The sequence below is a fragment of the Olleya sp. UBA1516 genome, from assembly GCF_002323495.1.
Classification (GTDB): Bacteria; Bacteroidota; Bacteroidia; order Flavobacteriales; family Flavobacteriaceae; genus Olleya.
The window spans coordinates 66254-90072 of record NZ_DCQO01000001.1; the positions used below are offsets into that span (position 1 = coordinate 66254).

General features: G+C 32.2%; 24 protein-coding genes. 10 read left to right on the forward strand and 14 right to left on the reverse strand.

The genetic code is table 11. The features are described from left to right. The 3 genes from B2989_RS00295 to B2989_RS00305 all read right to left on the reverse strand — a co-directional run bounded on the left by B2989_RS00295 (window position 1) and on the right by B2989_RS00305 (window position 4890). Window positions 1-1446: a RimK family protein gene (locus tag B2989_RS00295; protein ID WP_292942423.1), complete on the reverse strand. Its 1446-nt coding sequence runs from the start codon at window positions 1444-1446 to the stop codon at window positions 1-3. 107 nt (window positions 1447-1553) lie between these two features. Next, complete coding sequence (locus B2989_RS00300; protein WP_145000968.1) at window positions 1554-3080, reverse strand: carbon-nitrogen hydrolase family protein; 1527 nt, start codon at window positions 3078-3080, stop codon at window positions 1554-1556. A 79-nt stretch (window positions 3081-3159) separates the two neighbouring features. Continuing rightward, on the reverse strand, window positions 3160-4890 hold the full coding sequence (locus B2989_RS00305) for a M14 family metallopeptidase (protein WP_292942428.1): 1731 nt from the start codon (window positions 4888-4890) through the stop codon (window positions 3160-3162). 96 nt (window positions 4891-4986) lie between these two features. Here B2989_RS00305 and B2989_RS00310 point away from each other — a divergent pair, with 96 nt between their 5' ends. Further along, window positions 4987-6648, forward strand: coding sequence for a SulP family inorganic anion transporter (locus tag B2989_RS00310; protein ID WP_145000965.1), 1662 nt, complete (start codon window positions 4987-4989; stop codon window positions 6646-6648). 46 nt (window positions 6649-6694) lie between these two features. Here B2989_RS00310 and coaD read toward each other — a convergent pair whose 3' ends face one another. From coaD to B2989_RS00325, 3 genes are read right to left on the reverse strand one after another with little or no spacing between them, the layout of a single operon-like run. After that, complete coding sequence (gene coaD / locus B2989_RS00315; protein WP_145000963.1) at window positions 6695-7150, reverse strand: pantetheine-phosphate adenylyltransferase; 456 nt, start codon at window positions 7148-7150, stop codon at window positions 6695-6697. Between the two features lie 12 nt (window positions 7151-7162). Next, window positions 7163-7771 carry a zinc-ribbon domain-containing protein gene (locus B2989_RS00320; protein WP_292942437.1) on the reverse strand — a complete coding sequence of 203 codons (609 nt, stop codon included), beginning with the start codon at window positions 7769-7771 and terminating at the stop codon, window positions 7163-7165. Between the two features lie 39 nt (window positions 7772-7810). Next, a complete protein-coding gene (locus tag B2989_RS00325) occupies window positions 7811-8785 on the reverse strand; it encodes a D-alanine--D-alanine ligase (protein ID WP_292942440.1) in 975 nt (324 codons plus the stop codon). 126 nt (window positions 8786-8911) lie between these two features. On the opposite strand from B2989_RS00325, the gene B2989_RS00330 reads away from it, so the two are divergent. The 3 genes from B2989_RS00330 to yaaA all read left to right on the forward strand — a co-directional run bounded on the left by B2989_RS00330 (window position 8912) and on the right by yaaA (window position 11487). Continuing rightward, a complete protein-coding gene (locus tag B2989_RS00330) occupies window positions 8912-9475 on the forward strand; it encodes a PASTA domain-containing protein (protein WP_145000957.1) in 564 nt (187 codons plus the stop codon). Between the two features lie 3 nt (window positions 9476-9478). Continuing rightward, on the forward strand, window positions 9479-10516 hold the full coding sequence (locus B2989_RS00335) for an RluA family pseudouridine synthase (RefSeq protein WP_145000955.1): 1038 nt from the start codon (window positions 9479-9481) through the stop codon (window positions 10514-10516). Window positions 10517-10728: 212 nt separating this feature from the next. After that, window positions 10729-11487, forward strand: a complete 759-nt coding sequence (yaaA, locus tag B2989_RS00340) for a peroxide stress protein YaaA (RefSeq protein WP_292942447.1) — start codon at window positions 10729-10731, stop codon at window positions 11485-11487. Between the two features lie 284 nt (window positions 11488-11771). Here the strand turns inward: yaaA and B2989_RS00345 are convergent, their stop codons facing one another. Beyond that, window positions 11772-11909: a 30S ribosomal protein THX gene (locus B2989_RS00345; RefSeq protein WP_145000950.1), complete on the reverse strand. Its 138-nt coding sequence runs from the start codon at window positions 11907-11909 to the stop codon at window positions 11772-11774. 118 nt (window positions 11910-12027) lie between these two features. Between B2989_RS00345 and B2989_RS00350 the strand changes: the two genes are divergently transcribed. Next, window positions 12028-12735 (forward strand): uracil-DNA glycosylase family protein, encoded by a 708-nt coding sequence (locus B2989_RS00350; protein ID WP_292942450.1) that lies wholly within the window; start codon window positions 12028-12030, stop codon window positions 12733-12735. On the opposite strand, the gene B2989_RS00355 is transcribed toward B2989_RS00350, so the two are convergent. Both B2989_RS00355 and B2989_RS00360 read right to left on the reverse strand, forming a co-directional pair. Next, entirely contained in the window at window positions 12732-13100 is a 369-nt protein-coding gene (locus tag B2989_RS00355; protein ID WP_292942453.1) for a DUF1304 domain-containing protein, read from the reverse strand. The genes B2989_RS00350 and B2989_RS00355 overlap by 4 nt on opposite strands. A gap of 10 nt (window positions 13101-13110) precedes the next feature. Continuing rightward, complete coding sequence (locus B2989_RS00360; protein WP_145000943.1) at window positions 13111-13704, reverse strand: FMN-binding negative transcriptional regulator; 594 nt, start codon at window positions 13702-13704, stop codon at window positions 13111-13113. A 74-nt stretch (window positions 13705-13778) separates the two neighbouring features. Here B2989_RS00360 and radC point away from each other — a divergent pair, with 74 nt between their 5' ends. From radC to B2989_RS00380, 4 genes are read left to right on the forward strand one after another with little or no spacing between them, the layout of a single operon-like run. Further along, a complete protein-coding gene (gene radC, locus B2989_RS00365) occupies window positions 13779-14477 on the forward strand; it encodes a RadC family protein (protein WP_145000942.1) in 699 nt (232 codons plus the stop codon). A gap of 1 nt (window position 14478) precedes the next feature. Next, window positions 14479-15777: a polysaccharide deacetylase family protein gene (locus B2989_RS00370; RefSeq protein ID WP_292942457.1), complete on the forward strand. Its 1299-nt coding sequence runs from the start codon at window positions 14479-14481 to the stop codon at window positions 15775-15777. Continuing rightward, complete coding sequence (locus B2989_RS00375; protein ID WP_292942460.1) at window positions 15761-16453, forward strand: YjjG family noncanonical pyrimidine nucleotidase; 693 nt, start codon at window positions 15761-15763, stop codon at window positions 16451-16453. Before B2989_RS00370 ends, B2989_RS00375 begins: the two co-directional genes overlap by 17 nt. Window positions 16454-16455: 2 nt before the next feature. Continuing rightward, window positions 16456-17307, forward strand: a complete 852-nt coding sequence (locus B2989_RS00380) for a hypothetical protein (protein ID WP_292942463.1) — start codon at window positions 16456-16458, stop codon at window positions 17305-17307. On the opposite strand, the gene B2989_RS00385 is transcribed toward B2989_RS00380, so the two are convergent. After that, a complete protein-coding gene (locus B2989_RS00385) occupies window positions 17304-18581 on the reverse strand; it encodes a replication-associated recombination protein A (RefSeq protein WP_292942466.1) in 1278 nt (425 codons plus the stop codon). The two genes, B2989_RS00380 and B2989_RS00385, sit on opposite strands and share 4 nt — an antisense overlap. A 243-nt stretch (window positions 18582-18824) precedes the next feature. Between B2989_RS00385 and B2989_RS00390 the strand changes: the two genes are divergently transcribed. After that, window positions 18825-19577, forward strand: a complete 753-nt coding sequence (locus B2989_RS00390; RefSeq protein ID WP_292942469.1) for a rhomboid family intramembrane serine protease — start codon at window positions 18825-18827, stop codon at window positions 19575-19577. On the opposite strand, the gene rlmB is transcribed toward B2989_RS00390, so the two are convergent. From rlmB to B2989_RS00410, 4 genes are all read right to left on the reverse strand, one after another. Then, window positions 19572-20306 (reverse strand): 23S rRNA (guanosine(2251)-2'-O)-methyltransferase RlmB, encoded by a 735-nt coding sequence (rlmB, locus tag B2989_RS00395; protein ID WP_191100506.1) that lies wholly within the window; start codon window positions 20304-20306, stop codon window positions 19572-19574. The genes B2989_RS00390 and rlmB overlap by 6 nt on opposite strands. Window positions 20307-20380: 74 nt before the next feature. After that, entirely contained in the window at window positions 20381-21391 is a 1011-nt protein-coding gene (locus B2989_RS00400) for a hypothetical protein (protein WP_292942477.1), read from the reverse strand. Between the two features lie 13 nt (window positions 21392-21404). After that, a complete protein-coding gene (locus B2989_RS00405) occupies window positions 21405-22304 on the reverse strand; it encodes a hypothetical protein (protein WP_292942480.1) in 900 nt (299 codons plus the stop codon). 19 nt (window positions 22305-22323) lie between these two features. Further along, complete coding sequence (locus B2989_RS00410) at window positions 22324-23811, reverse strand: SusD/RagB family nutrient-binding outer membrane lipoprotein (RefSeq protein ID WP_292942483.1); 1488 nt, start codon at window positions 23809-23811, stop codon at window positions 22324-22326. Window positions 23812-23819 lie beyond the last annotated feature (8 nt).

A 23819-nucleotide genomic window follows, 5' to 3' on the forward strand; every position in this document is an offset into this window, starting at 1 on the left:
TTATTCTAATCTAGTTTTTAAAGCCTGTAGTATTTTAGTGTAAACTAAATCGCCATAATAGGCATCCTCTACGCCATAGTCAATATTTGGATTGTCATTTATTTCAATAACCATTGGTTTGTTATTGACCACTTTTATGTCAATACCATACAAGCCTTTACCCATTAGTTTTGCAGATTTTATTGCCATAGTAATTACATCCTTTGGGACGTCTTCTATAGGCAGGCAATCAGCGTCACCATCTTGATCATTTTTTTTGTCAGCATTCCAGTTATAGATTTGCCAATGTCCTTTAGCCATATAATATTTACAAGCATAAAATGGGACATCGTCGATAATGCCTATGCGCCAATCATAATCTGAAGGACAAAACTCTTGTGCAATAATTAAATCGGACTCTTTTAGCATATCTGTTACCAAGGTGTCATATTCTTTAGCTGTTTTAGCCTTTTTTACTCCAAATGAAAACGTGCTATCTGGTGCTTTTAATACACAAGGTAAACCAACTTGTTCTAGGACTAAGGCTCTGTTTTCCTTGTGGACAATTACTGTTTTTGGAGTCGCAATATGAGCATTGTTTAGCGCTTCTGCCATGTACACTTTGTTGCAGCATTTTAAAATTGCTTCTGGGTAATCAATAATAGCGATACCTTCTTGCTGTGCTTTACGTGCAAATGCATATGCTTCATTGTTAACCTCTGTACTTTGTCTTATAAATAAAGCGTCAAAAGAAGACAAGCGACTTAAATCTTTAGGCTCTATAATTTCAGCATAAATATTCATCTTTTCAGCAATATCTATAAACTTTTTTAAAGCTTTTGTATTGCTAGGAGGAGCAGGATCGTTTGGGTTGACCAAAATAGCTAAGTCAAAAACTGATGTTGTTAGTTTAGGTGTATCGTAACGTTTTTTAGCAAAATACTGATTAGCAAAAATGTTGACACTTTCAAGATGATCACTAGGGATTTCTGATTCTGAAATAGCTTTAATACTTTGTATGTTCCATTTATTATTATGATGAAAATTTACGCGTAAAAAAGGAACTTGAAAATGTTTGTAAAACAAACTACTTAGCTCTTTATATTTTTGTGCCACATTTTGACCAAAGTATATACTTAAAGTAAACTCTCTAGACTTAATGCTTTTTAGGCTTTGTTGTATAACATCGTCAAACTCGTCGGAAACTATTTTGACTAGTTTAAGTGTTTTTAAATCTACAATGTTTCTTACTGTTGGAATGGCTAAATGACCTCTAGCTTCGGCTAAAAGCGAGACGTAGTAACCTTTGGATTGGTAACTATAATCTTTGCAAAGATTAAATATTCTTGCTTTTTTTAAAAGCGAAAATTTAGGATTGGTAAGATAATCTTGCGATGAAATTACCGTAATATTCTCAATCGAAAAATGCCATTTTTCTGGTTGATTGACAACAATGTATTTGTTCATTTTATGCGAAGATCGCGATATAAATTTATGTAAAGTTATATTATTTTTAAACTGGTTTTACATTTTGTAAAACCAGTTTAATTAAATTTTTAATAAATAATTTAGGCTTATTTTTTAGTTAAGCTAAAAATGTCTTTACGTCTGTCTCTTAGGTTTCTAACGCTACCAAACTGGTTAAGTTCGCGTAGTAAATCTATGTCAACATCTGCAATTAATATCATCTCTGTGTTGGTTGTTGCTTCTGCTTTTATTCCATTTGCTGGAAAGGCAAAATCACATGGTGTAAATACCATGGATTGTGCATATTGGATGTCCATGTTATGCACTTTAGGTAAATTACCTACGCTTCCTGCGATAGCTACATAGCATTCGTTTTCTATCGCTCTTGCTTGCGCACAATTGCGTACTCTAGAGTATCCATTTTGTGTGTCTGTTAAAAACGGAACAAATAGGATGTCCATACCTTCGTCTGCTAAAAGTCTACTTAACTCTGGAAACTCAGAATCGTAACATATCAAAATTCCTATTTTACCACAGTCGGTATCAAAAGCCTCCAATTTAGTACCACCTTGCATTCCCCAAACTTTAGCTTCGTCAGGAGTAACATGAAGTTTTTCATAACGTTCTAAAGTACCATCACGTCTACATAAATAGCCTACATTATACAGTAAATCTCCTTTCATTTCTGGAAAACTTCCTGTAATGATGTTGATGTTGTATGATATAGCTAATTCTGAAAATTTCTGAACGATTTCCTCTGTGTGTTTGGCTAGTTCTCTAATTGCTTCAGACTCTGGTAAATGGTTGTTATCTGCCATTAAAGGCGCATTAAAAAACTCTGGAAATAATGCAAAGTCAGATCTATATCCAGACACTGCGTCAACAAAGTATTCTGCTTGTTGCATTAATTCTTCTAAATCTTTATACAAACGCATTTGCCACTGTATAAGACCTAATCGCACAACTTTTTTCTTGGTAGCTGCTTTTTTAGATGGTTTTTGGTAATAAATATTATCCCATTCTAATAGTACAGCAAACTCACCAGAATCTTTATCACCTTCTAAATAGCCTTTTAAAACTCTTAGTGGGTGAAAGTCGTTTGAGATTTGAAAATTTAAAACTGAGTCATGAATTTCTTTTCTTTTTACCTTATCCATGTACTCCTTAGGTGTCATTTCGTTTTGGTAATTATGAAAATTAGGAATACGACCGCCAAAAACAATACCTCTTAAGTTAAGTTTTTCACACAACTCTTTTCTGTAATCATATAAACGTCTACCTAAACGTAAACCTCTAAATTTTGGTTTAATAAATACGTCAATACCATATAATACATCACCAGATTTTGTGTGTGTATTAAAAGTATAGTTGCCAGTAATATCCTCGTAGGTATGCTCTGCTTCAATCCTGTCATAATCAACTATTATAGACAAAGCACAACCAGCGATTTGATTGTTAATTTTAATAACAACTTGTCCTTCCGGAAACTTGTCAATTAAAGTTTTAATTTGATTTTCTCTCCAATATAGATTAGGCATAGATTTGTATGCCTCTTGCATAGCTTCTTTTAACTCTTGATAATCATCTAAAGTTAGATATGCTAATTCTATATTTTCAATGTCTTGTGGATTCATTTTTATTTACTTGAAATTTTAAGTAAATGTAATATAAAAATTTATCCAATAATCAACAATAAAAATTATTTTTCAGGCATTATTTTAGTCTATAAACAGGATATTGTAAATGTGATTTTTCGTAATTAACACTCTGTTTATGAAGCCAGTCAAGCTGAGCGTACCAATTTGAAGCAAAGTCTTTATCGTAAGATTTTTTAAGATTAAAATTGATTCTTAATTTTGGGTCTTGTCTTAAAATTAATTCGGCTTTATCTTCCCAAACATAAGGCGAAAACCCTTCCTTTTGTTGCAGTATTGTATCGAAAAAATTCCAGTTAAAAAATGAATCAGGAGCTTGCGGTTCTAAAGTTTCGATTAAGTATCTAAAAGCCTCTTGATTAGTTTTAATAATGAAATCTCCTTTTTTAAATGTTATGGCGTCTTCCGAAACTTTTATACTTGTATTAAAATGCTGGTAATGTCCTTCATAAGCTTGCGACCTTGTTTGATAGTTGTCAATTTTATAAGATTGAACCGTTAAAGTAGAGTCTTTGGTTAGTGGTGTCATCTCCACCTCATTTAATTTTAAAAGCTCAATGACATTCCACCATCCTTGAGGAATGATATAGGCTTGTGGTATGCTAATTTCTAAACTAGGTTTAAAATAATTTTGATAGGTAATTTGCTTTGTAAAAGGCTTGCTTCTGTCAAACTTTAAACGGTCTGCATCTGTAATGTTACTAGGTATCATATTACCGTCAAAACCTTTAAAATTTAAGGTTGTGGTTTGTGTGGTATCTATTTCCCATTGCAATGGGTAAGTCTTTTTTGCAATAAGTTGTTGGTTGTAGTTTTGACGTAAGGATTTAATTTGTTCATGGTCTTCTTCTATAATTTCAATCATGGATTTCATTAACTCAAAGGTGCCTTCTACACGTTGTTTGTATGGTTTAAGCATGTGTGTCTCAACCATCATACCTAAGGTGTTAAACAAAGTAGTGTAACCCGTAGAATATCTTGGACTATCCATAAATTGACTAAATCCAGCTTCTGGAACTTTATTAAACACGTTAACATATGGTGTAATGTCCCATTGTTTATTTGCTAACTTAGCTTCTAAGTTAGGTTGCATTTTGGTATGTAAATAATTACCTAAAGTACCACCAAGCTTATTGTGTTGCGTAAATAAATGCGTTAAAGTATATTGGTAGTCTGCGCCATTACTTACGTGATTGTCTATAAAAACATCAGGCTTTACCAAGTGGAAAATTTGAGCAAAGGTCTTAGCATTTTTGGTGTCACTTTTAATAAAATCTCTGTTTAAATCAAAGTTTCTAGCGTTACCTCTAAACCCATAAGCTTTAGGGCCATTTTGGTTTGTTCTTGTAGACGTGTTTCGATTTAAACTACCTCCAACATTATAAATAGGAATTGTGACTAATACAGTATGTTTAGGTGCTTCAATTTTACCAGAAGCAATATCTCTAAATAGCATCATAGTGGCATCAATACCATCAGATTCTCCTGGATGTATTCCGTTATTGATTAATAAAATTCGCTTATCATTTCTAATACTTTCAAAATTGAAGTTTCCGTCTGGATTTAAAGTGATTAAATGCAATGGTTTTCCGGAATCCGTACTGCCAATAGAGTCGATAGATATTGAAGTATAGGCTAAAGCTAAATCTTTGTAATACTGAATCGTTTGTTGGTAAGTAGCAGTTTCTAATCCTTGAGATTTTTCAAAAACAGTTTCAAAATCAAAATCCTTTTTAGTTGTAGATTTACAAGAAACAACTAAAATTAATAAGACTAATATTTTTTTCATTGATTGTATTTTTAAATAACGGTTACACAAATATAATACTATAGACTTGTGATTGTTGTAATTAAACGTACTTTTGCAGCTTGAAAAATTGAAGATATGACAGAGTTTATTAGAAAAATAGTTCCGAACGCAAAAGATGATGTATTAGCAGGAATAACCGTGTCTTTAGCAATGATTCCAGAAGTAGTGGCTTTTGCTTTTGTAGCACAAATAGATCCTTTAATGGCATTATCAGGTGCCTTTATTATAGGATTGATAACAGCTATTTTTGGAGGTAGACCAGGTTTGATATCTGGAGCAGCAGGAGCTGTAGCAGTTATTTTTGTAACTATGATTGCGGATGGTCATACCAAAGGGATGTTAATGGATACACCTATTGAAAACATGGGTTTTTTCTATCTGATGGCTTGTGTGGTCTTAATGGGAATTATACAAATTTTTGCAGGTGTTTTTAAATTAGGACGTTTTGTTAGATTGATTCCGCATCCTGTAATGATGGGATTTGTAAACGGTTTGTCTATCGTTATTTTTATGGCTCAAGTAAAAATGTTTTCTCATAAATCCTTAAAAGTGTCTGATGCAGGAGTAAACGAATATGTTAGTACCTACATGCAAGGCTCTGAGTTGTATACCATGATTGGATTGGTATTATTAACTATGGGAATTATTTGGGGATTACCTAAAATAACCAAAAAGTTGCCTGCAGCATTAACTGCTATTTTAGTAACCAGTTTAATTGTTATTGGATTTAATATGGACGTGTCTACTGTAGGGTCTTATATTATTGAAGGAGGAGGAACAGGGTTAAAAGGAGAGTTTCCAACACCAAATATGGAGCTTTGGGAAAAATTACCATTTAATTTAGATACTCTGAAATTTATTGCTTTACCTGCATTTTTAGCAGCATCTGTTGGATTAATTGAGTCTTTGATGACTATGAATTTAGTTGATGAATTAACAGAAACCAGAGGAAACGGTAACCGAGAATGTGTGGCGCAAGGTGCAGGAAACATTGTGTCAGGATTGTTTGGTGGTACAGGTGGTTGTGGTATGATTGGTCAAACGGTTATTAATATTAATGCAGGTGGACGTGGTAGATTATCAGGAATTATGATGGCTGTGACTTTATTGTCCTTTATTTTGTTTGCAGATAAGTTAATAGAAATGGTGCCAATTGCAGCTTTAGTAGGTGTAATGTTTATGATGGTAATCGAAACTTTTGCATGGTCTAGTTTTAGAATCTTAAAGAAAATACCAATGTCTGATGCAGTGGTGCTAATAACGGTATCCTTAGTTACAGTATTTGTCGATTTAGCAGTTGCAGTGTTTATTGGTGTAATAATTTCAGCATTAGTATTTGCTTGGGAAAACGCAACAAAAATTAGAGCTAGAAAGCGTATTAAAGAAGATGGTACTAAAGTTTACGAAATTTGGGGACCATTATTTTTTGGAAGTATTCAAGCGTTTAATGATAAGTTTGATGCTAAAAATGATCCAGAGAAAATAGAAATAGATTTTGTTGAATCTCGTGTGAGTGATCATTCTGCATTAGAGGCTATTTTTAATTTAGTTGAAAAGTATGAGAAAGAAGGTAAGCAAATACGTTTAAAGCATTTAAGCGAAGATTGTAAAGTATTACTATATAAATCTAGTCCTAAGTTTAGAGAGGTTGTTGTAGAGGCTATTGATGATCCTAGGTATCATTTAGCAGCTAATCCAGAAGATTTCCCTAAACCACTATCAGAATATAAATTTTAAATAAAAAAAGGCGAGCATTTGATGCTCGCCTTTTTTTATTGTGAGGTTATTTAACCCTAACACTATCTGGTACTAAGACAGTGTAATCACCATTGTTTCTTATTACTTCTCTAACAATGCTAGAGCTTATGTAGGATGTTCTGGCAGCAGTTAATAAAAATACAGTTTCTATTTTTGATAGTTTTCTGTTAGTATGTGCAATTGCTTTTTCAAACTCAAAATCAGCAGGATTACGTAAACCACGTAAAATAAATTGAGCATTAATCTCTTTACAAAAATCAATAGTAAGACCTTTATAGGTCATTATTTTTACTTTAGGTTCATCTTTAAAGGTGTCTTCTAAAAAACGTTTTCGGTCTTCTAAAGAAAACATATATTTTTTTTCAGAGTTAACACCTATAGCCACAACTACTTCATCAAAAAGTTTTACGCCACGTTTTATTATATCCAAATGACCTAATGTGATAGGATCAAAGGATCCAGGAAAAAGTGCTCGTTTCATAATTATCTTAGTTTAATCTCTATCCACTTCGTAAATGTACTCTTGCTCAAAAAGGGTTTTTATTTCCTGTTTTGAGTAACCATCTAGCTCTGTGGTATAATTTTCTGTTTTATTTATTTTATAAATTTTAGATTTTCTATCTATTTCATAATCATTAAAAATGACGTAAATACTATCTGATGTGACTGTAATAACCTTCATAGATGTGTAATATCCAGTTTGTGAAGCCTTAACGGAATACACGTCTCCAATCCTAGGATTGTTAATATACAAGGTATCATTTTCGTCATCTTTTTTACTTAAGTATGTTGCGACTAAAATAGCAAGAGTAATAATTATCAATCCACTAAAATACCATAACGGAAACCTAACGCCTGTTTTTTCTAGTTCAAACTTTTGTTTTATTTGTTCAGGTAATTCTTTTAGGTTGTAGGTGCGTTTACAATGGTTGCATTCTAAAACATAAGTTTTACCTATAGGAAATAAAGGGATCCAATATACGTAAGCATATTTGCCATAAATAGCATAATGCATAGTTTGTCCTCCTATGCAATTGGGACATTTTACATTTATAAGTTGACCTTCTTTAAGTTTACTAGCTTTACTTCCGTAAAAAACCATAGTGTTTGGGGATTTGGTTAATTATTAAATATAGGCTATTTATTTTAAAGCTTCTTCAATAGCATTTCCAAATAAATCAGGCATACTAATTCCTGCAGCTTGCGCTTGTTGTGGTAAAATACTAGCGTTAGTAAGACCAGGAATGGTATTCATTTCTAATAAATGAGGTTCGTCATTTTTAAAAATAAATTCACTTCTAGAAAAACCAGTCATTCTTAAAACCTCATAGACCTTTTTAGCTACAGTATTTACTTTGGCTTCTTGTGCTTTAGTTAATCTTGCAGGTGTTATTTCTTGAGATTTACCAAGGTACTTAGCTTCGTAATCAAAAAAAACATTTTCGCTAACAATCTCTGTGATTGGTAAAACTTTAGTTTCGCCTTTATAAGTAATAACACCTACAGATACCTCAGTACCATCTAAAAAAGATTCTATAATTATTTCGTCATCCTCTTTAAAAGCATGGTTAATTGCTTGTTGTAGGTCTTCTTTTTTGTGCACTTTTGTAATACCAAAACTACTTCCAGCTTTATTAGCCTTTACAAAACAAGGTAATCCAACTTTAGTAATAATATCCTCTTCATTAACGGAATCACCTAAATTTAGGTAATAGCTTTCAGCAGTTAAAATACCATAAGGCTTTAAAATACTTAAGCAATCTCTTTTGTTAAAAGTAACAGCAGCTTGATACATCCCACAACTGGTATGCGGTAAGTTTAATAATTTAAAATAGCCTTGCATATAACCATCCTCTCCAGGACTACCATGAATAGCATTAAAAACACAATCAAAAGTAACTTTAGTATTGTTTATAGTTACAGAAAAATCGTTTTTATCAATAGCAAATTCTTGGTCTGCATCGTCCACATAAACCCATTTGTCTTTAAAGATATGTATGCGATAGGCGTTATATTTAACCTTATCTAAATTTTGATATACCACGTTTCCGCTGGTAAGAGAGATCTTATATTCACTAGAATAACCTCCCATTATTATGGCAATGTTTTTTTTCATTTAAATCTAAATTATTTCAGATATTCAATAAACCATTAAAATATTCGTTTTGTAAAAATATCATTTATTTTATTCCGAAGATAAAACCTTTTAGTTTTTATATATTTGCCTACAAAAATTAGTTAAATGAGTGTCATCAATTTTCTTAAAAGTAAAGTGTTTTTTAAGCAATTAGCAATAGCAGTAGTCGCTGTGGTTGTTTTAGTGTTTTTAATGCTTAAGTGGTTAAACATTACTACAAATAATAACGAGTTTGAAACGGTTCCGGATTTGACAGGAAAATCGATAGAAGTTGCAAAAATAGAGTTAGAAAAAAACAACTTGGTAATGCAAATTCAGGACTCGGCTAATTTTAATCCCGATTACCCAAAGTTTTCTGTAATAGAGCAGGACCCAAAAGCAAGCGCTAAAGTTAAAGAAAACCGTAAAATATACATTACATTAAATCCGTCAGGATACCGTAAAATAGCAGTGCCTGATTTAAGTCATAAAAGTTTTAGACAAGCAAAACCAACAATTGAAGCATTAGGCTTTAAAATAGGAAAAACAATATATGTTGACCATATTGGTAAAGATATGGTTAGAGAATTACGTCATAAAGGAGAAACATTAAAACCTAACACAAAACTGCCTAAAACAGCAGTAATAGATGTCGTGCTAGGTAACGGTAACCGTCCTGGAGGCAATTAAATTATGGAGGACTACACACCAGAATTACAAGAGGAAGATGCAGATGGATTATTTGAACATCATTCTTTTACAGCAGATAAAGGTCAAAAACCATTACGTATAGACAAATGGTTAATGAACAAAATAGAAAACGCAACACGTAATAAAATACAAGATGCAGCCAAAAACGGAAGCATATTTGTAAATGACGTACCAGTTAAATCCAATTATAAGGTTAAACCGGAAGACGTTATTGCAGTGCGTTTTGAGCATCCACCACACGAAAACCTATTGGTAGGAGAAGATTTACCATTAGATGTTGTTTATGAAGACGACCAATTGCTAGTTGTTAACAAACCAGCAGGTATGGTTGTCCATCCAGGACATGGTAATTATTCTGGGACATTAATTAATGCATTAATATTTCATTTTGATAATTTACCTAACAACTCTAGCGATCGTCCAGGATTAGTACATAGGATAGATAAAGACACATCAGGTTTATTAGTTGTAGCAAAAACGGAAGTCGCTATGGCACATTTGTCAGCACAGTTTAAAGCTAAAACAAGCGAGCGTGAATATGTCGCAATAGTTTGGGGAAATATGGATGAGGAAGAAGGTACCATAGAGGGTAACATTGGACGTCACCCAAAAAACAGACTGCAAAACACAGTATACTTAGACGACGATGCAGACAAAGGTAAACCAGCAGTAACACACTATAAGGTTTTAGAGCGTTTAGGCTATGTTACTTTAGTCAGTTGTAAGCTAGAAACAGGACGCACACACCAAATACGTGTCCACATGAAACACATTGGACATACCTTGTTTAATGACGAGCGTTATGGCGGAAACCTAATACTAAAAGGAACCACGTTTACCAAATACAAGCAATTTGTAGACAACTGTTTTAAAGTATTACCACGTCAAGCACTACACGCAAAAACACTAGGCTTTGTGCATCCTACAACAAATAAATTTATGAGTTTTGAGTCTGAAATTCCAGACGATATTCAGGAATGTATTGAAAAGTGGAGAGGCTATTCCAAACACATGGAATAAGTTATAAAATATAATTTGGGCGTTACCACAAGGGTCGCGCTATCCATTATATCTTTTTTTGCCATATATGGCAGCAAAAAAAGGATGTCATTACTATCGCTAACGCAAAGACTAGCGATAGTAAACACACATTTTAATATATAAAATTACTATAGTTTCAGCTTTTATAAAGATCATATAATTTGTATTTTTATATCAGAAATAAAAACACAATGAAACTAGTTATATCTCCAGCAAAATCCCTTGATTTTGAAAGCAAATTACCTACAGTAAAAGCGACACAACCTCTTTTTTTAGAGCAATCTACAAAACTAAATAAGGTATTAAAAAAGCAAAAGCCTAAAGACCTATCTCAATTAATGAGTATTAGCGATAATTTAGCACAATTAAATTATAACCGTAATCAAGATTGGACACTACCTTTTACAAAGGATAATGCTAGACCAGCAATGTATGCTTTTAATGGAGATGTATATAAAGGGTTAGACGCTTATAATATTGCAGCAGATAAGTTAGACCTTGCTCAAGATACTATCAGGATTTTATCCGGTTTATACGGTGTTTTAAAACCGTTAGACCTAATACAACCCTACAGACTAGAAATGGGAACAAAAATGCCAGTAGGAAGTAATAAAAATCTATACGAATTTTGGAAAAAAGATATAGTCAAAGCCTTAAACCAAGAACTAGAAGACGACGAAGTGTTTCTTAATTTAGCCAGTAACGAGTATTTTAAAGCAATAGATACAAAAGCACTTAAAGTACCAGTCGTAACAGCCAATTTTAAAGAATTTAAAAACGGTAAACTTAAAATAATATCGTTTTATGCCAAAGAGGCTAGAGGTTTAATGGCTAAATACGTTATTGATACTAACGCTCAAACCATAGAAGATTTAAAAAAGTTTAACTACAATAATTATCAATTTGATGGAAACCTCTCAACCCAAAAAGACTTGGTCTTTACAAGATAATAAACGTACACAATCAGAACGCGATTTATTTAAAGCAACAGGGAAGCCTAAAAAAAATAAGAATGTCACGTATTTGCTTTCTGTAATAGGTGCTTTATTGTTAGTTAGCTTTTTGCTGCCTAAATTATACGATCAGGTAATTACTGTTTGTATAACAGACACTATATGTTTAAATTCAGAGCATAACTTTATATTATATCCACTGTATATTTTTTGTACTATAGTAATATTGATTTTAGCAATTTATGGTGCTTATGTAGTTGGTAAAAAAATAGGAGAACGGTTTAAGGTTTAACCGTATCTTTTTTGTCCACATTAATTTTGGTTTCAGGTTTTACACGTTTTTTAATTCGTGGACGTCTAGTGCCAAATGTACCTCTGTTAATTTTTCCTCGTTTGGATTTTTTATCTCCTTTACCCATGTTTTTTTTATTTTAAAATTATAGTATAAGGTAGTAAAAGCACTATTTTTAAACAAGGTTATATTATTAAAGTTGTTATAAAATTTATTTGGACTTTATTTTATACTTAAATTATACGATGTTTAAACATATACATCCATATCCACCATTTATTAAAAAAGATACCACTAAGCTAATAGTCGGGACTTTACCACCACCACGTTTTACTACTGGACAATTATTAGAAAAAGATGTAGACTTTTGCTATGGAAGCTATTATAACAGTTTATGGTTATATATTGATAAAATTCACAGTTTAGGTTTGCTTTATGATAACTCTCAAGAAGCCATCCAACAACGCAAGCGTTTTTTAATTCAAAATAAAATTGGTGTTTGTGATATTGTAGCTAGTGCAGAACGAGAAAAAATGGATGCTTCAGACCTAGGCATGACTAATATACAACTACGCGATTTAATTGGTTATTTACTAAAGTATCCAAATATTGACACCTTATTGTTTACAGGCGGAAACAGCAAAAATGGACCTGAATATTTTTTTAGAAAACATATTAAAGACTATAATATTTCTTTAAAGTTGGTATCCAAAATCACGCCTAAAATTCATCAATTTATGTTACCAAATGCTGTAAACACAGTGGATAACATTAAAGCTAATTTATTCAGTAATAAAAAAGAGCGATTAATTAAAACTGTATCACTAACCTCAGGATCTGGAGCAGCAAATATCGCTATTGGTAGTAATCCATTATATAAGCAGTTAAAAGCTAAAGACCCAAGTTTTAATACTTTTGATTTTAGGGTCATGCAGTATAGCGAGTATTTTTAATAATTAATAAATAGTACCATTAGGATGCCAATTATAGCAGGAAGTGCTTGTACAAAAAATATTTTTTTAGAAACACTCATCGCTCCATAAATACCAGCAATAGCGACACAACTTAAAAAAAACAATCTAATATTGGATTGCCAATATTGATTAGTTATAAAAAAAGTCCATAATAATCCAGCAGCTAAAAACCCATTATACAAGCCTTGGTTGGCAGCCATGCTTTTAGTAGGTTTAAAAAGCGCTTTTGGAAAAGTTTTAAAAACCTTACGACCTGTAGTTTCCCAAGCAAACATTTCAAAATATAAAAAGTATACGTGTAATAACGTTACAAATCCAATAACAAGGTTTAATAGTATATCCATAATTATATTTTTAAAAAATTGAATCTAAAAATTGTTTAATGCTTTCTTGGTTAGCTTTTATTAAGGCTTCACGTGCATTTTCCTTATCCTTTGGTTTTTTATCCTGAGACAATTTAAACTTGCCTTCCCAAGTGTCTATTGTGATTTCAAACATTTTAATATACTCTAAATTTTTATCTAATCTTGGATTGTCGGATTCCAAAACATAGTTGTGTTCTGGAGCTTCTAAAAATTCAGTCATGGTAATCAACGATTGTTTTAAAGCTTCAGTACTTTCAATTTTAGTCACTTTTCCAGTTAAATGTACTCTAATATAATTCCAAGTTGGTAATTGAGTAGTTGTATATATGCTAGGCGATATATAGCATTGTGGGCCATAAAAAAGGATAGTGACTTCGTTTTCATCCTTTAAAAGATTAGTTTGTGGATTATATATATCAATGTGGCCAATTAATTTACCATCAGTTTCACGATATATTAATGGTAAATGTGTAATTAAAGGTGTGTTATCTTTTACAGATATAATAGTTGCTAAAGGATATGTTTTTATCACTTCTAATAAGTGTCCTTTATCATTTTCTTGATGTTTTGCTGGAGGATACAATAGATTTATAACGTTATAAGTTCAAAGTATTTTATTTCATTTAAAATTTACTAAATATTGTGTAGATTTATAAAATGTCTGATAAAAGTACTTCATTTTCAATAAAAAACTGGTCTCAGGACGATCAACCTAGAGAAAAACTGCTTTACAAAGGTAAAGTCGCCTTAAGTGATGCCGAGTTGGTTGCCATTTTAATAGGATCTGGTAATAGACAAGAAAGCGCTGTTGCTTTATGTAAGCGTATTCTGGCGTCTACAGACAATAATTTAAGCCAATTAGGAAAACTGACCATAAAACAATTAATGGAGTTTAAGGGAATTGGAGAAGCCAAAGCTATAACCATTATTGCTGCTTTGGAGTTAGGACGAAGACGTAGAGGAGGAGAAGCACTAGAAAGAAAGAAGATAACCTCTAGTAAATCTGTATTTGAATTGATGCAACCTATTATTGGCGAGTTACCACATGAAGAGTTTTGGATAATTTATTTAAATAATTCAAATAAAGTAATTCACAAAAGCCAACTAAGTAAAGGTGGAATAACAGGTACATTAGTAGACACTAGATTAGTTTTAAAAACAGCTTTAGAGGTTGGAGCAGTAGGCTTAATATTAACACACAATCATCCTTCAGGAACTTTAAAACCTAGTCAAGCAGATAAGGATGTGACCTTAAAATTAAAATTAGCAGCGCAAAGTTTAGACATAAAAGTTTTAGATCATTTAATCATTACAGAGCAAAGTTATTTTAGCTTTGCAGATCAATCTATACTGTAATATGCTATTAGTTTATACACATAAAATAACACCTAGAGTAAAGTATGTTTTTAAACAAATTTGTACTAGAATCTTAGGAGTACCTGTTAGTTTTACGACAGTTATTGAAGAGTTTATTGCACATGATAGCTTAAAAATGTCTTATACAAGACAGCCTTTAAGTAACGAGATTTTTGTGCGTAGCAATGAGTTGCTATTTGAGCAAGGATTATCAGATATTGATATAACAGTCTTACCTTGGGAAGACACAAAATGTTTTTTTCCAACAGGAGATAAAAGTGCAGTACCATTTGATATTTTTGCAGCCTCTTTTTATTTAATTAGTAGGTATGAAGAATATTTACCACACCTTAAAGACGAGTTTGGACGCTACACAGCAGAAGAGAGTTTAGCATATAAAAACAACTTTTTAGACCAACCTGTAGTAGATATTTGGGCATATAAATTTAAAGCTATTTTAAAAGCGACTTATCCAGATTTTAGCTTTCCAGAACAAAAGTATACTGTAATTCCTGTTATTGATGTTCCTATGGCTTACGAGTATAAATTAAAAGGAATAATGCGCACTGTAGGAGGTACGTTTAAAGATTTTTTCACTTTTAAATTTAGACGCTTGTACGAGCGTTACTCGGTTTTAACCGGTTTTAAGCGTGATCCATTGGATAATTACAAGTATATTATTAATAAGCAAAAAGCTTCAAAATATAAGTTTGTGTTTTTCTTTTTATTAGGCGATTTTTCAACCTATGATAAAAATATAAATCCTCAAAAGCAAAAGTTTATTTCGTTAATCAAACACATTGCTGATTATTGCAAAATAGGTATCAAGACCTCTTTTTTTGCTTTAACTAATTTAGATTTATTAAAAGAAGAAAAAACAAGAATGGAAGGTATTATAAACAATGCTATAGTGGGTTCTAGACACTCGTTTTCTAAAGTTAATTTACCAGAATCTTATCGTAATTTAGTCGAGTTAGAAATTCCTGAAGACTATACCATGGGTTATGTTAATCATTTAGGGTTTAGAGCCGGAACGTGTACTCCATTTTTATTTTATGATGTAGATTTTGAAGTGCAAACACCGCTTAAAATTGTACCTTATCAAGCATTAGATTTTGCGTTTTTAAAATATCATTCGTTATTAGATAAACAACAATCTTTAAAAAGATTAATTAAAAGTATCAAAAATGTAAATGGTACTTTTGTACCTGTGTTTCATAACTACACCTTTAATAAACAAGAACGTTGGAAACATTTTAAAACCTTATTCAATATTATTTTAGATGTTAAAAAAAAATAAAGTAGAACATATATTTTTTGATTTAGATCACACGCTTTGGGACTTTGATAAAAACTCTGCTTTAACCTTTGATTTTCTTTTTAAGAAACATGAGGTTAATACTAAATTAGCCGATTTTTTAAAATTTTACGAACCCATAAATCTTAAATATTGGAAACTATATAGAGATGAAAAAGTATCTAAAGACAACTTGCGTTACTATAGATTAAAAGAAACCTTTGATGCATTGCAATTTAGTATTGAAGATGATTTGATTAACACAATATCTGAAGATTATATTAACCATCTAAGCAGTTTTAATCATGTATTTGATGGTACTATAGAGTTGTTGGATTACCTTAAAACCAAATATAATCTACATATTATTACAAATGGATTTAAGGAAGCACAAAACAATAAATTAAAAGGATCTAAGTTAGATCATTATTTTACTACAGTTACAAGTGCAGAGGTTGCAGGTGTTAAAAAACCTAACCCTCAAATTTTTAACTTTGCATTAAAGTTAGCTAATGCCAATTCCTCTAACAGTATCATGATAGGAGATAATTATGAAGCAGATATTTTAGGCGCATTAGATATTGGATTGGATGCCATTTGTTTTAATTATCATAAAGCAGAAATTAGTCCAGAAATTAAGGTTGTTAATCATTTATTAGACATTAAAAAATATTTATAATTATGAAAATTTCAAATAAAGTAAGTGTAATTGTAATCCTGTTAGTAAGCTTACTAACAAGTGTTAACGCACAAGACAAGTTAAATAATTACAAGTATGTTGTAGTTGCTAATCAATTTGATTTTCAGTCAGAACCTGATCAATATAGATTAAATGGTTTGACTACGTTTTTATTACAAAAACAAAATTTCACTGTATTTAGTAATACCGATGTTTTACCAGACGACGCTATAGCTAATGGTTGTTTAGTATTGTATGCAACATTAAAAAATTCATCTTCATTATTTAAGACCAAAGTAAACGTCCAATTTGAAAACTGTAAAAAAGAAATTGTTTTTACTTCGGATATTGGCGAGTCTAGAGATAAAAAGTACATCGTAGCCTATAACGAAGCAACACGTAATGCATTTAATACCTTTTCAAGTTTTGAGCACACCTACAAAGCGACAACAGAAAATAGTACAAAAACGCAAGTGGAAGCGCTAAAACAAGAAATAGAAACCTTAAAAGCTAATAAAGTAACTGAAGAGAGTCCTAAAGTAACTACTAAAGATGATACTAAAGATGAGGTTATTAAAGCAACCAATACAGCTATCAAATCCAATAGTAATTTAGAAGCAGCTACTACAGTAGATAACACCTTAAAAGCGCAATTAATAACAGGATTTGTATTTAGTTATAATCTATTAGACGCAAATAACACTGTCGTTTATACTATTCTATTTTCGGGTAAAGAGGATTATTACATTGTAAAAGGACAAGACGCTTTAATCTATAAAATGAATAATCAATGGGTTTTGGCTCATTACGTTAATAATGACCTACAGATAAAGGCAATTAATATTAAGTTTTAATAACCATATTTTTCCTTCCAACGTGATCTTAAAAAGTCGCGTTGGGCATTTTCCCTAGCATTATTTCCTGGGTCGTATAACTTAGTATTACTAACCTCTTTTGGTAAAAACTCTTGACTAGCAAAATTATTTTCATAATTATGGCTGTACTTGTAGTCTTCGCCATAACCAATTTCTTTCATTAATTTAGTTGGTGCATTTCTAATATTTAAAGGCACACTTAAATCTCCAGTTTGTTTAACCAATTGTTGAGCATGGTTAATAGCCATATAAGCAGCATTACTTTTTGGCGAACTTGCTAAATAAGTGGCACACTGACTTAATATAATTCTAGACTCAGGGTAACCAATCGTGCTTACAGCCTGAAACGTTGTATTAGCCATAACCAATGCAGTAGGATTAGCATTACCAATATCTTCACTAGCCAAAATTAGCATACGTCTAGCAATAAACTTTACATCCTCACCACCTTCAACCATTCTAGCCAAATAATACACAGCAGCATTTGGGTCGCTACCTCTAATGGATTTTATAAAAGCAGACACAATATCATAATGCTGCTCTCCAGTTTTATCATAACGCACAGTATTATTTTGCACCTTGTCTAAAACCATAGCATCTGTTATTGTAATAATAGGTTTATCCTCACTATTAACAACCAGTTCAAAGATGTTTAAAAGTTTTCTAGCATCACCACCTGACAAACGCAATAAAGCACTCGTTTCATTAAGTTCTATAGTCTTTTTAGATAAGTACTCGTCTTTTTCAATCGCACGCTTTAAAAGGTCCTCTAAATCACTTTTTTCAAAAGCTTTTAAAATATAAACCTGACAGCGTGACAATAATGCCGATATTACCTCAAAACTTGGATTTTCAGTCGTTGCACCAATTAACGTCACCCAACCCTTTTCTACAGCTTGTAACAAACTATCTTGCTGTGATTTGCTAAATCTATGAATCTCATCAATAAACAAAATTGGGTTTTTAGCAGTAAATAAACCACCACTATTTTTAGCCTTCTCAATAACCTCTCGCACATCTTTAACACCAGAGCTAATTGCACTTAAAGTATAAAAAGGACGCTTAGAGGTTTGCGCAATAATATTAGCCAACGTTGTTTTTCCAATACCAGGAGGTCCCCAAAGTATCATACTAGGTATAATGCCTTGATTAATATGACTGGTTAAAGTCCCGTTTGGACCTACTAAATGTGACTGACTTATGTAGTCGTCTAAAGTTTGTGGACGTAATCGTTCTGCTAAAGGCGTGTTCATAACTGTAAAATTAAATTAATTTTTGTTTAGGCGTGTCTTTTTTGCGCATTCTTAACAAAAAAGTCAGGCTTTCATTACTCAATCTTTTGGCTAAGGCAAAAAGGATTTCAGACAAACCATTCAATTACGAAGTCATCACGATTTCTTTCAAAATAGTATTCATGAGTAATCCTTCACGCAGTAACCGACTGACATTATTGCAAGACATTAAAAGTGGTTAACTATTTGCTATATGTATTGCAAATGAAACAACAAGAACCTTTTAAGTTTACCATAGACGTTATTGCTTATCCAATAGGGTTTGTAATATTGCTATGGTTAATTTTTGCAATCGAAATTAGGTTTGGATTTTCCCTTAATTTTTTAGGCATCTACCCTCAAAAAATAACAGGATTAATAGGCGTGATTTGCAGTCCGTTTATACATTCTGGGATTTCCCATTTATGGCATAATACCATACCTTTATTTGTGTTAAGTACAGCCTTGTTTTATTTTTATAGACCTATCGCGTTTAAAGTACTGTTGTATGGCATACTATTATCTGGTTTTTTAACCTGGTGCATTGGTAGACCATCATACCACATAGGAGCAAGCGGATTAATATATGTATTAGCTAGTTTTGTTTTTTTTAAAGGTGTTTTTGCCAAACACTATAGGCTAATTGCATTGTCCTTACTAGTCGCTTTTTTATATGGTAGTATGATATGGAATACTATTCCTTTGGAGGAAGGTATCTCTTGGGAAGGTCATTTAAGTGGTTTAATCGTGGGATTAGTATTTGCTTTATTTTTTAGAAAACAAATAGCAAAACCTAAAAGATATGTTTGGGAAGAACCCGATTACAACGAAGACGATGACGAGTTTTTAAAACATTTTGATGAAAACGGTAATTTTATCGAAACCATAGTAGAGGAGGAGTTACCTGAAAACAATCTTCCAGAAGTAACACTTCCAGTTACTATCAATTATACGTATAAAAAAAACAAGGAATTATAGACGTTGTCTTACCGCTTCATATAAAAAGGCACCACAAGCAACACTAACATTTAAAGATTCTATTTCACCTAATAAAGGTAGTTTAGCTTTCTCATTAGCTATTTTTAATATAGATGGATTTATACCACGACCTTCAGATCCCATTATAATAGCACAAGGCTCTTTAAACGAAACATCAAATAAGGTGTTATCTGTTTTCTCTGTAGCAGCAATAACTTTAATATCTGAAGCTTGCAGAAAAAACACAGCGTCTTTAATGTGGTCCACTCTACAAATTGGCACTTTAAATACTGCACCAGCACTTGTTTTAATAGTATCACCATTTACAGGAGCAGCACCTTTACTTTGTATTATTATTCCGTCTACTCCAGTACATTCTGCAGTACGTATTATAGCACCAAAGTTTCTAACATCACTAAGTTGATCTAATAATAAAAAAAGCGGAGTTGTATTTTTTTTAGACACCATGTCAAACAACTCCTCAATATCATAAAACTTAACAGGAGCAATTTGTGCAACAGCACCTTGGTGATTATTTTTTGTTAATCTATTTAATTTTTCAACCGGAACGTAAGACGAGTTAACTCTTTTGTCTTTTAATACCGTTTCTAATTCTTGAAACAAGTCGCCTTTAAGTCCTTTTTGCAAAAAGACTTTATCTACATGTTCGCCAGCATTTAAAGCTTCAATAATAGCTCTAAGTCCAAATATTTGAGTTGTTTTATCCATGACGCAAAGGTATAAAAAAAGAGCCTGCAAATTGCAGGCTCTTTAATGAGTTTCTTTTAAAAGAAATATAATAATTACTCAGCAGCAACTAGTTCACCTAACATATCGTAAACTTTATATTTTCCACCTACTACTTCAATCGTAGCAACTACTCTAGTTCCATCTGAACCACCATTACTTGTTCCAGTGTTAGAGAAGTATAAAGCAGGAATACTTATTACTCCAGAGTTAAAAGTTCCAATATGAGAAATTTCAACATTTAAAGGAAAAGCAAAATCTCCAGTTAATATTTCATTAACATCAGCATCTAAACCTAAATCGAAATCCCATAAGTCAACAATTAAGTCGTAAGTACCATCGGCTAAAACACCGTTTCCGATACTTCCACTATTTATTGTATTTTGATCAACAACTTCAGGACAATCACCTGTAAATGCGTAAGCATCAAAAGAGCTTAAATTAAAGTCAAAATCTGCAATTCCACATAAACTTTCAGTGTGAGAAACCTCTACATCATCTAATGTAGTTTCAAGAATGTTTTGTTCTAATGTCACATAAGTTACAGGGATATCCCAATCAACAACGATAGATGGTAAATCACTAACAAAGTTAGTCACCTCTAAGTCAATAAAGATAGCTCCACCTGCAGCTAATCCATTTTTGTTATCAGCACTTGTTAATTTAAATCTTAAATTTTCAGTACCTTCTTTTAAAACGTCTTGTACAGCAGTAATGTTAAAAGTATGGTTTTCTGCATATGCAGGAAATTCAACTTTGTAACCAAACGCTCCAAAACCATCATCCACAGATGTTGCACCAACTGGTAAACCATCTGCATCACTTACTATATAGTCAGAGTTAGAACCACCAGAAACTAATTCTAGTTTAAAGTCCATTTCTTCTTTATAAGTAGCATCTGTTGTTAAAGAAACAGTAATTGTCTCTCCTTCCATTATACTAGTAGCAGATTGCCCTGTCATAGATACAGTAGGCTTATCTGTAGTAGTGTAATTTACATCATCATTAACACATGATGTAAGCGCTACAACAGTACATGATAATAATATATTTTTAATGTATTTCATCGTCTTATATTTTTTATTGTAAAGTTAATATCCAAGTACTTCCAGAATATATAGGTCCAGCAGATCCACCAATACCAAATTCAGGGAATACTAATTGTCCTGTAGCTTGGTCAACATAACCTGGACTACCTTGGATAATTTCGTTAGAAAATTGCCATTCAGTAAAGATTAAGTTACCAGCACAAGCATAGAAGTAAGACTTGTAAGTGTTGTTTGGCCATCCAAACATACTATTTAATTCATAGTTACCAGCTCCTAAGTGTACAATCGTGTGGTTAGCAGGTGTTGCATAGTTTACACTATACGTTCCAGCTAAATCAGTACGACATAATTGTAATCTTACTAAAGTAGATTCTAATTGCTCAGAAATTACTACGTTATCTACTGTTACTAATGTTTTTAGGTTAACTACAAAAACAGTAGTTTTTGCATTATCTAAAGCATCGTTATTAACTTTAATTGGAATTAAATCAAATGTTGAGTTAGCAGGTATAGTTGTTTCTAAAGTTGTATCAACCCAGTCAAAATGTGTTCCAGGAACAGCTATAGGATATTTTCTAACATCATCACTTGGATCAAGTGGTGTATTATTAATATCTAACATTGTTTCTAAATCAGCTAATTCATCTTCAGATATTTTTAAATCTGCAAATGTTCCAATTTCATAAGACATAGTGATCGTTGATCCTGAAGGTTGTCCTGATTGTCCACCGATAAGGTGAACAGGAATATCAAAATCAAACTGAGCACCTGGCTCTTCAACAAAGTTCCCTAAGTTATCGTCAGTTTTAAAACCAACTACTAAAGGACCGTTAAATGTTTCATTGTCTACATCAATTTCGTCATCAACGATACATGATGCTAAAAGCGAGCAGCTTAAAACTGCTAACAAATAAGTTCTTAAATTTTTCATTTCTTTTCTTTTTTATAGTTTATTGTGCCCAGAATGGTCCTGTTGCAAATGCTTGTGCACTGCTTACTGGAGGAACATTAGAAGCATTTGATATTAACTCAGACGAAGGATATAATAATCTTTTTGGTCTAGTTGATGATTGCGCTGTTGTAGCTAAAGGTATTCCTGTAGGATATCCAGTTCTTGTAAACTCGATATAAGATTCCATACCATTAATTCCATTTAAAGCAACCCATTTTTGTCTCATGATAGCTTCAGTTTTCTCAGCATCTGTTCCAGCCCATCCAATAGTTGGAGCAGTTGGGTTATAAGTAGATGAATCTAATCCAAATAAGTTGAAAGAAGCATCAATACCAGCTTGGAATGATGTTTGAGCATCACCACTTAATTTACCTATTAACTGCGCTTCCGCTTGTAATAAGAAAGATTCAGCAGCTGTCATTAAATAACCATCTTGAGCAGAGTTTATTACTAAACCAGGTCCAATTGGAGAAAGACTTTCTGGAGATTGAGTACCATCGAAACCTTGTGTATGTCCAACGTATTGGTCATCATCATTTAATCCGTAAAGTGCACTTAATCTAGCATCTGGTACAGCTCCAGGGAAGTTACCTTTTAAGAATTCAATTGCGTAATCAGATCCTCTGTAAAAATTATAACTTACAGAAGTAGACTCATCATTAGAAAACATTAAAGCGTAAAATGGATTTTGTTGTGCAACTTGGCCATCAGAATATCCTGGGTTAATTACAGCATCAACAGCAATAAAGTTACTACCATCTAGTGCAGCAAATTGTGCATCTAAATATGTTGCTAATTCAGCATCATTTCCTAAAGTATAAGCTTTTGTTGCTTGTCTTAATAATAATCTTAATTTAATTGTGTTACCTAAAGTAGCCCAATTTGACATTGCTCCACCGTAAACGATATCTTCTGATCCTACAGCTGTTGCTGATCCAGAAGAAGCTATTAAAGCAATTGCTTCATCAATTTCAGTTACTAAAGATCTGTAAATCGTAGCATCATCATCATAAGAAGGCGTTAAGTTATCAATACCTTTATGTGCTTCTGTGTAAGGAATATCACCATATAAATCTACTAAATACTGAAAGTAATATGCTTTCATAATTTTAGCAATCGCTTTATGGTTGTTATACTCACTACCATCGTAATCTATGATTGCTTGAAAGTTAGCAGTCGTTAAATAAAGACCATCGTAAATGTCATCGTAAAATCCATTATCAATCGCTAATGAGAATTCTTCAGAGAAACCACCTGTAAAAGCATTTACGTTAGCTCCCCATCTGTTCATCATTACGTTTCCTAGAATGTTCATTCTTCTAGCTTGTTGTCTGTATGTTGATGCTAATGCACCTGCTAATACTAAATCAGGCGTTACAACATCTGCAGATGGACTATTTGGATTGTCATTGATATCCAAATAATTACTACATGACATAGTAATTGTAAGAATTACTAATAATATAATATTAAATTTTGTTTTCATCTTTGAAT

Coding starts and splice junctions, on each gene's coding strand:
- coaD (WP_145000963.1), bottom strand. CDS start 7,150: ATGAAACGAGCACTTTTTCCTGGATCCTTTGATCCTATCACATTAGGT.
- rlmB (WP_191100506.1), bottom strand. CDS start 20,306: ATGGATAAAACAACTCAAATATTTGGACTTAGAGCTATTATTGAAGCT.
- B2989_RS00380 (WP_292942463.1), top strand. CDS start 16,456: ATGAAAATTTCAAATAAAGTAAGTGTAATTGTAATCCTGTTAGTAAGC.
- B2989_RS00330 (WP_145000957.1), top strand. CDS start 8,912: ATGAGTGTCATCAATTTTCTTAAAAGTAAAGTGTTTTTTAAGCAATTA.
- B2989_RS00320 (WP_292942437.1), bottom strand. CDS start 7,771: ATGGTTTTTTACGGAAGTAAAGCTAGTAAACTTAAAGAAGGTCAACTT.
- B2989_RS00370 (WP_292942457.1), top strand. CDS start 14,479: ATGCTATTAGTTTATACACATAAAATAACACCTAGAGTAAAGTATGTT.
- B2989_RS00335 (WP_145000955.1), top strand. CDS start 9,479: ATGGAGGACTACACACCAGAATTACAAGAGGAAGATGCAGATGGATTA.
- B2989_RS00350 (WP_292942450.1), top strand. CDS start 12,028: ATGTTTAAACATATACATCCATATCCACCATTTATTAAAAAAGATACC.
- B2989_RS00305 (WP_292942428.1), bottom strand. CDS start 4,890: ATGAAAAAAATATTAGTCTTATTAATTTTAGTTGTTTCTTGTAAATCT.
- B2989_RS00410 (WP_292942483.1), bottom strand. CDS start 23,811: ATGAAAACAAAATTTAATATTATATTATTAGTAATTCTTACAATTACT.
- B2989_RS00345 (WP_145000950.1), bottom strand. CDS start 11,909: ATGGGTAAAGGAGATAAAAAATCCAAACGAGGAAAAATTAACAGAGGT.
- B2989_RS00390 (WP_292942469.1), top strand. CDS start 18,825: ATGAAACAACAAGAACCTTTTAAGTTTACCATAGACGTTATTGCTTAT.
- B2989_RS00300 (WP_145000968.1), bottom strand. CDS start 3,080: ATGAATCCACAAGACATTGAAAATATAGAATTAGCATATCTAACTTTA.
- B2989_RS00310 (WP_145000965.1), top strand. CDS start 4,987: ATGACAGAGTTTATTAGAAAAATAGTTCCGAACGCAAAAGATGATGTA.
- yaaA (WP_292942447.1), top strand. CDS start 10,729: ATGAAACTAGTTATATCTCCAGCAAAATCCCTTGATTTTGAAAGCAAA.
- B2989_RS00295 (WP_292942423.1), bottom strand. CDS start 1,446: ATGAACAAATACATTGTTGTCAATCAACCAGAAAAATGGCATTTTTCG.
- B2989_RS00405 (WP_292942480.1), bottom strand. CDS start 22,304: ATGAAAAATTTAAGAACTTATTTGTTAGCAGTTTTAAGCTGCTCGCTT.
- B2989_RS00355 (WP_292942453.1), bottom strand. CDS start 13,100: ATGGATATACTATTAAACCTTGTTATTGGATTTGTAACGTTATTACAC.
- B2989_RS00375 (WP_292942460.1), top strand. CDS start 15,761: ATGTTAAAAAAAAATAAAGTAGAACATATATTTTTTGATTTAGATCAC.
- B2989_RS00325 (WP_292942440.1), bottom strand. CDS start 8,785: ATGAAAAAAAACATTGCCATAATAATGGGAGGTTATTCTAGTGAATAT.
- B2989_RS00400 (WP_292942477.1), bottom strand. CDS start 21,391: ATGAAATACATTAAAAATATATTATTATCATGTACTGTTGTAGCGCTT.
- radC (WP_145000942.1), top strand. CDS start 13,779: ATGTCTGATAAAAGTACTTCATTTTCAATAAAAAACTGGTCTCAGGAC.
- B2989_RS00385 (WP_292942466.1), bottom strand. CDS start 18,581: ATGAACACGCCTTTAGCAGAACGATTACGTCCACAAACTTTAGACGAC.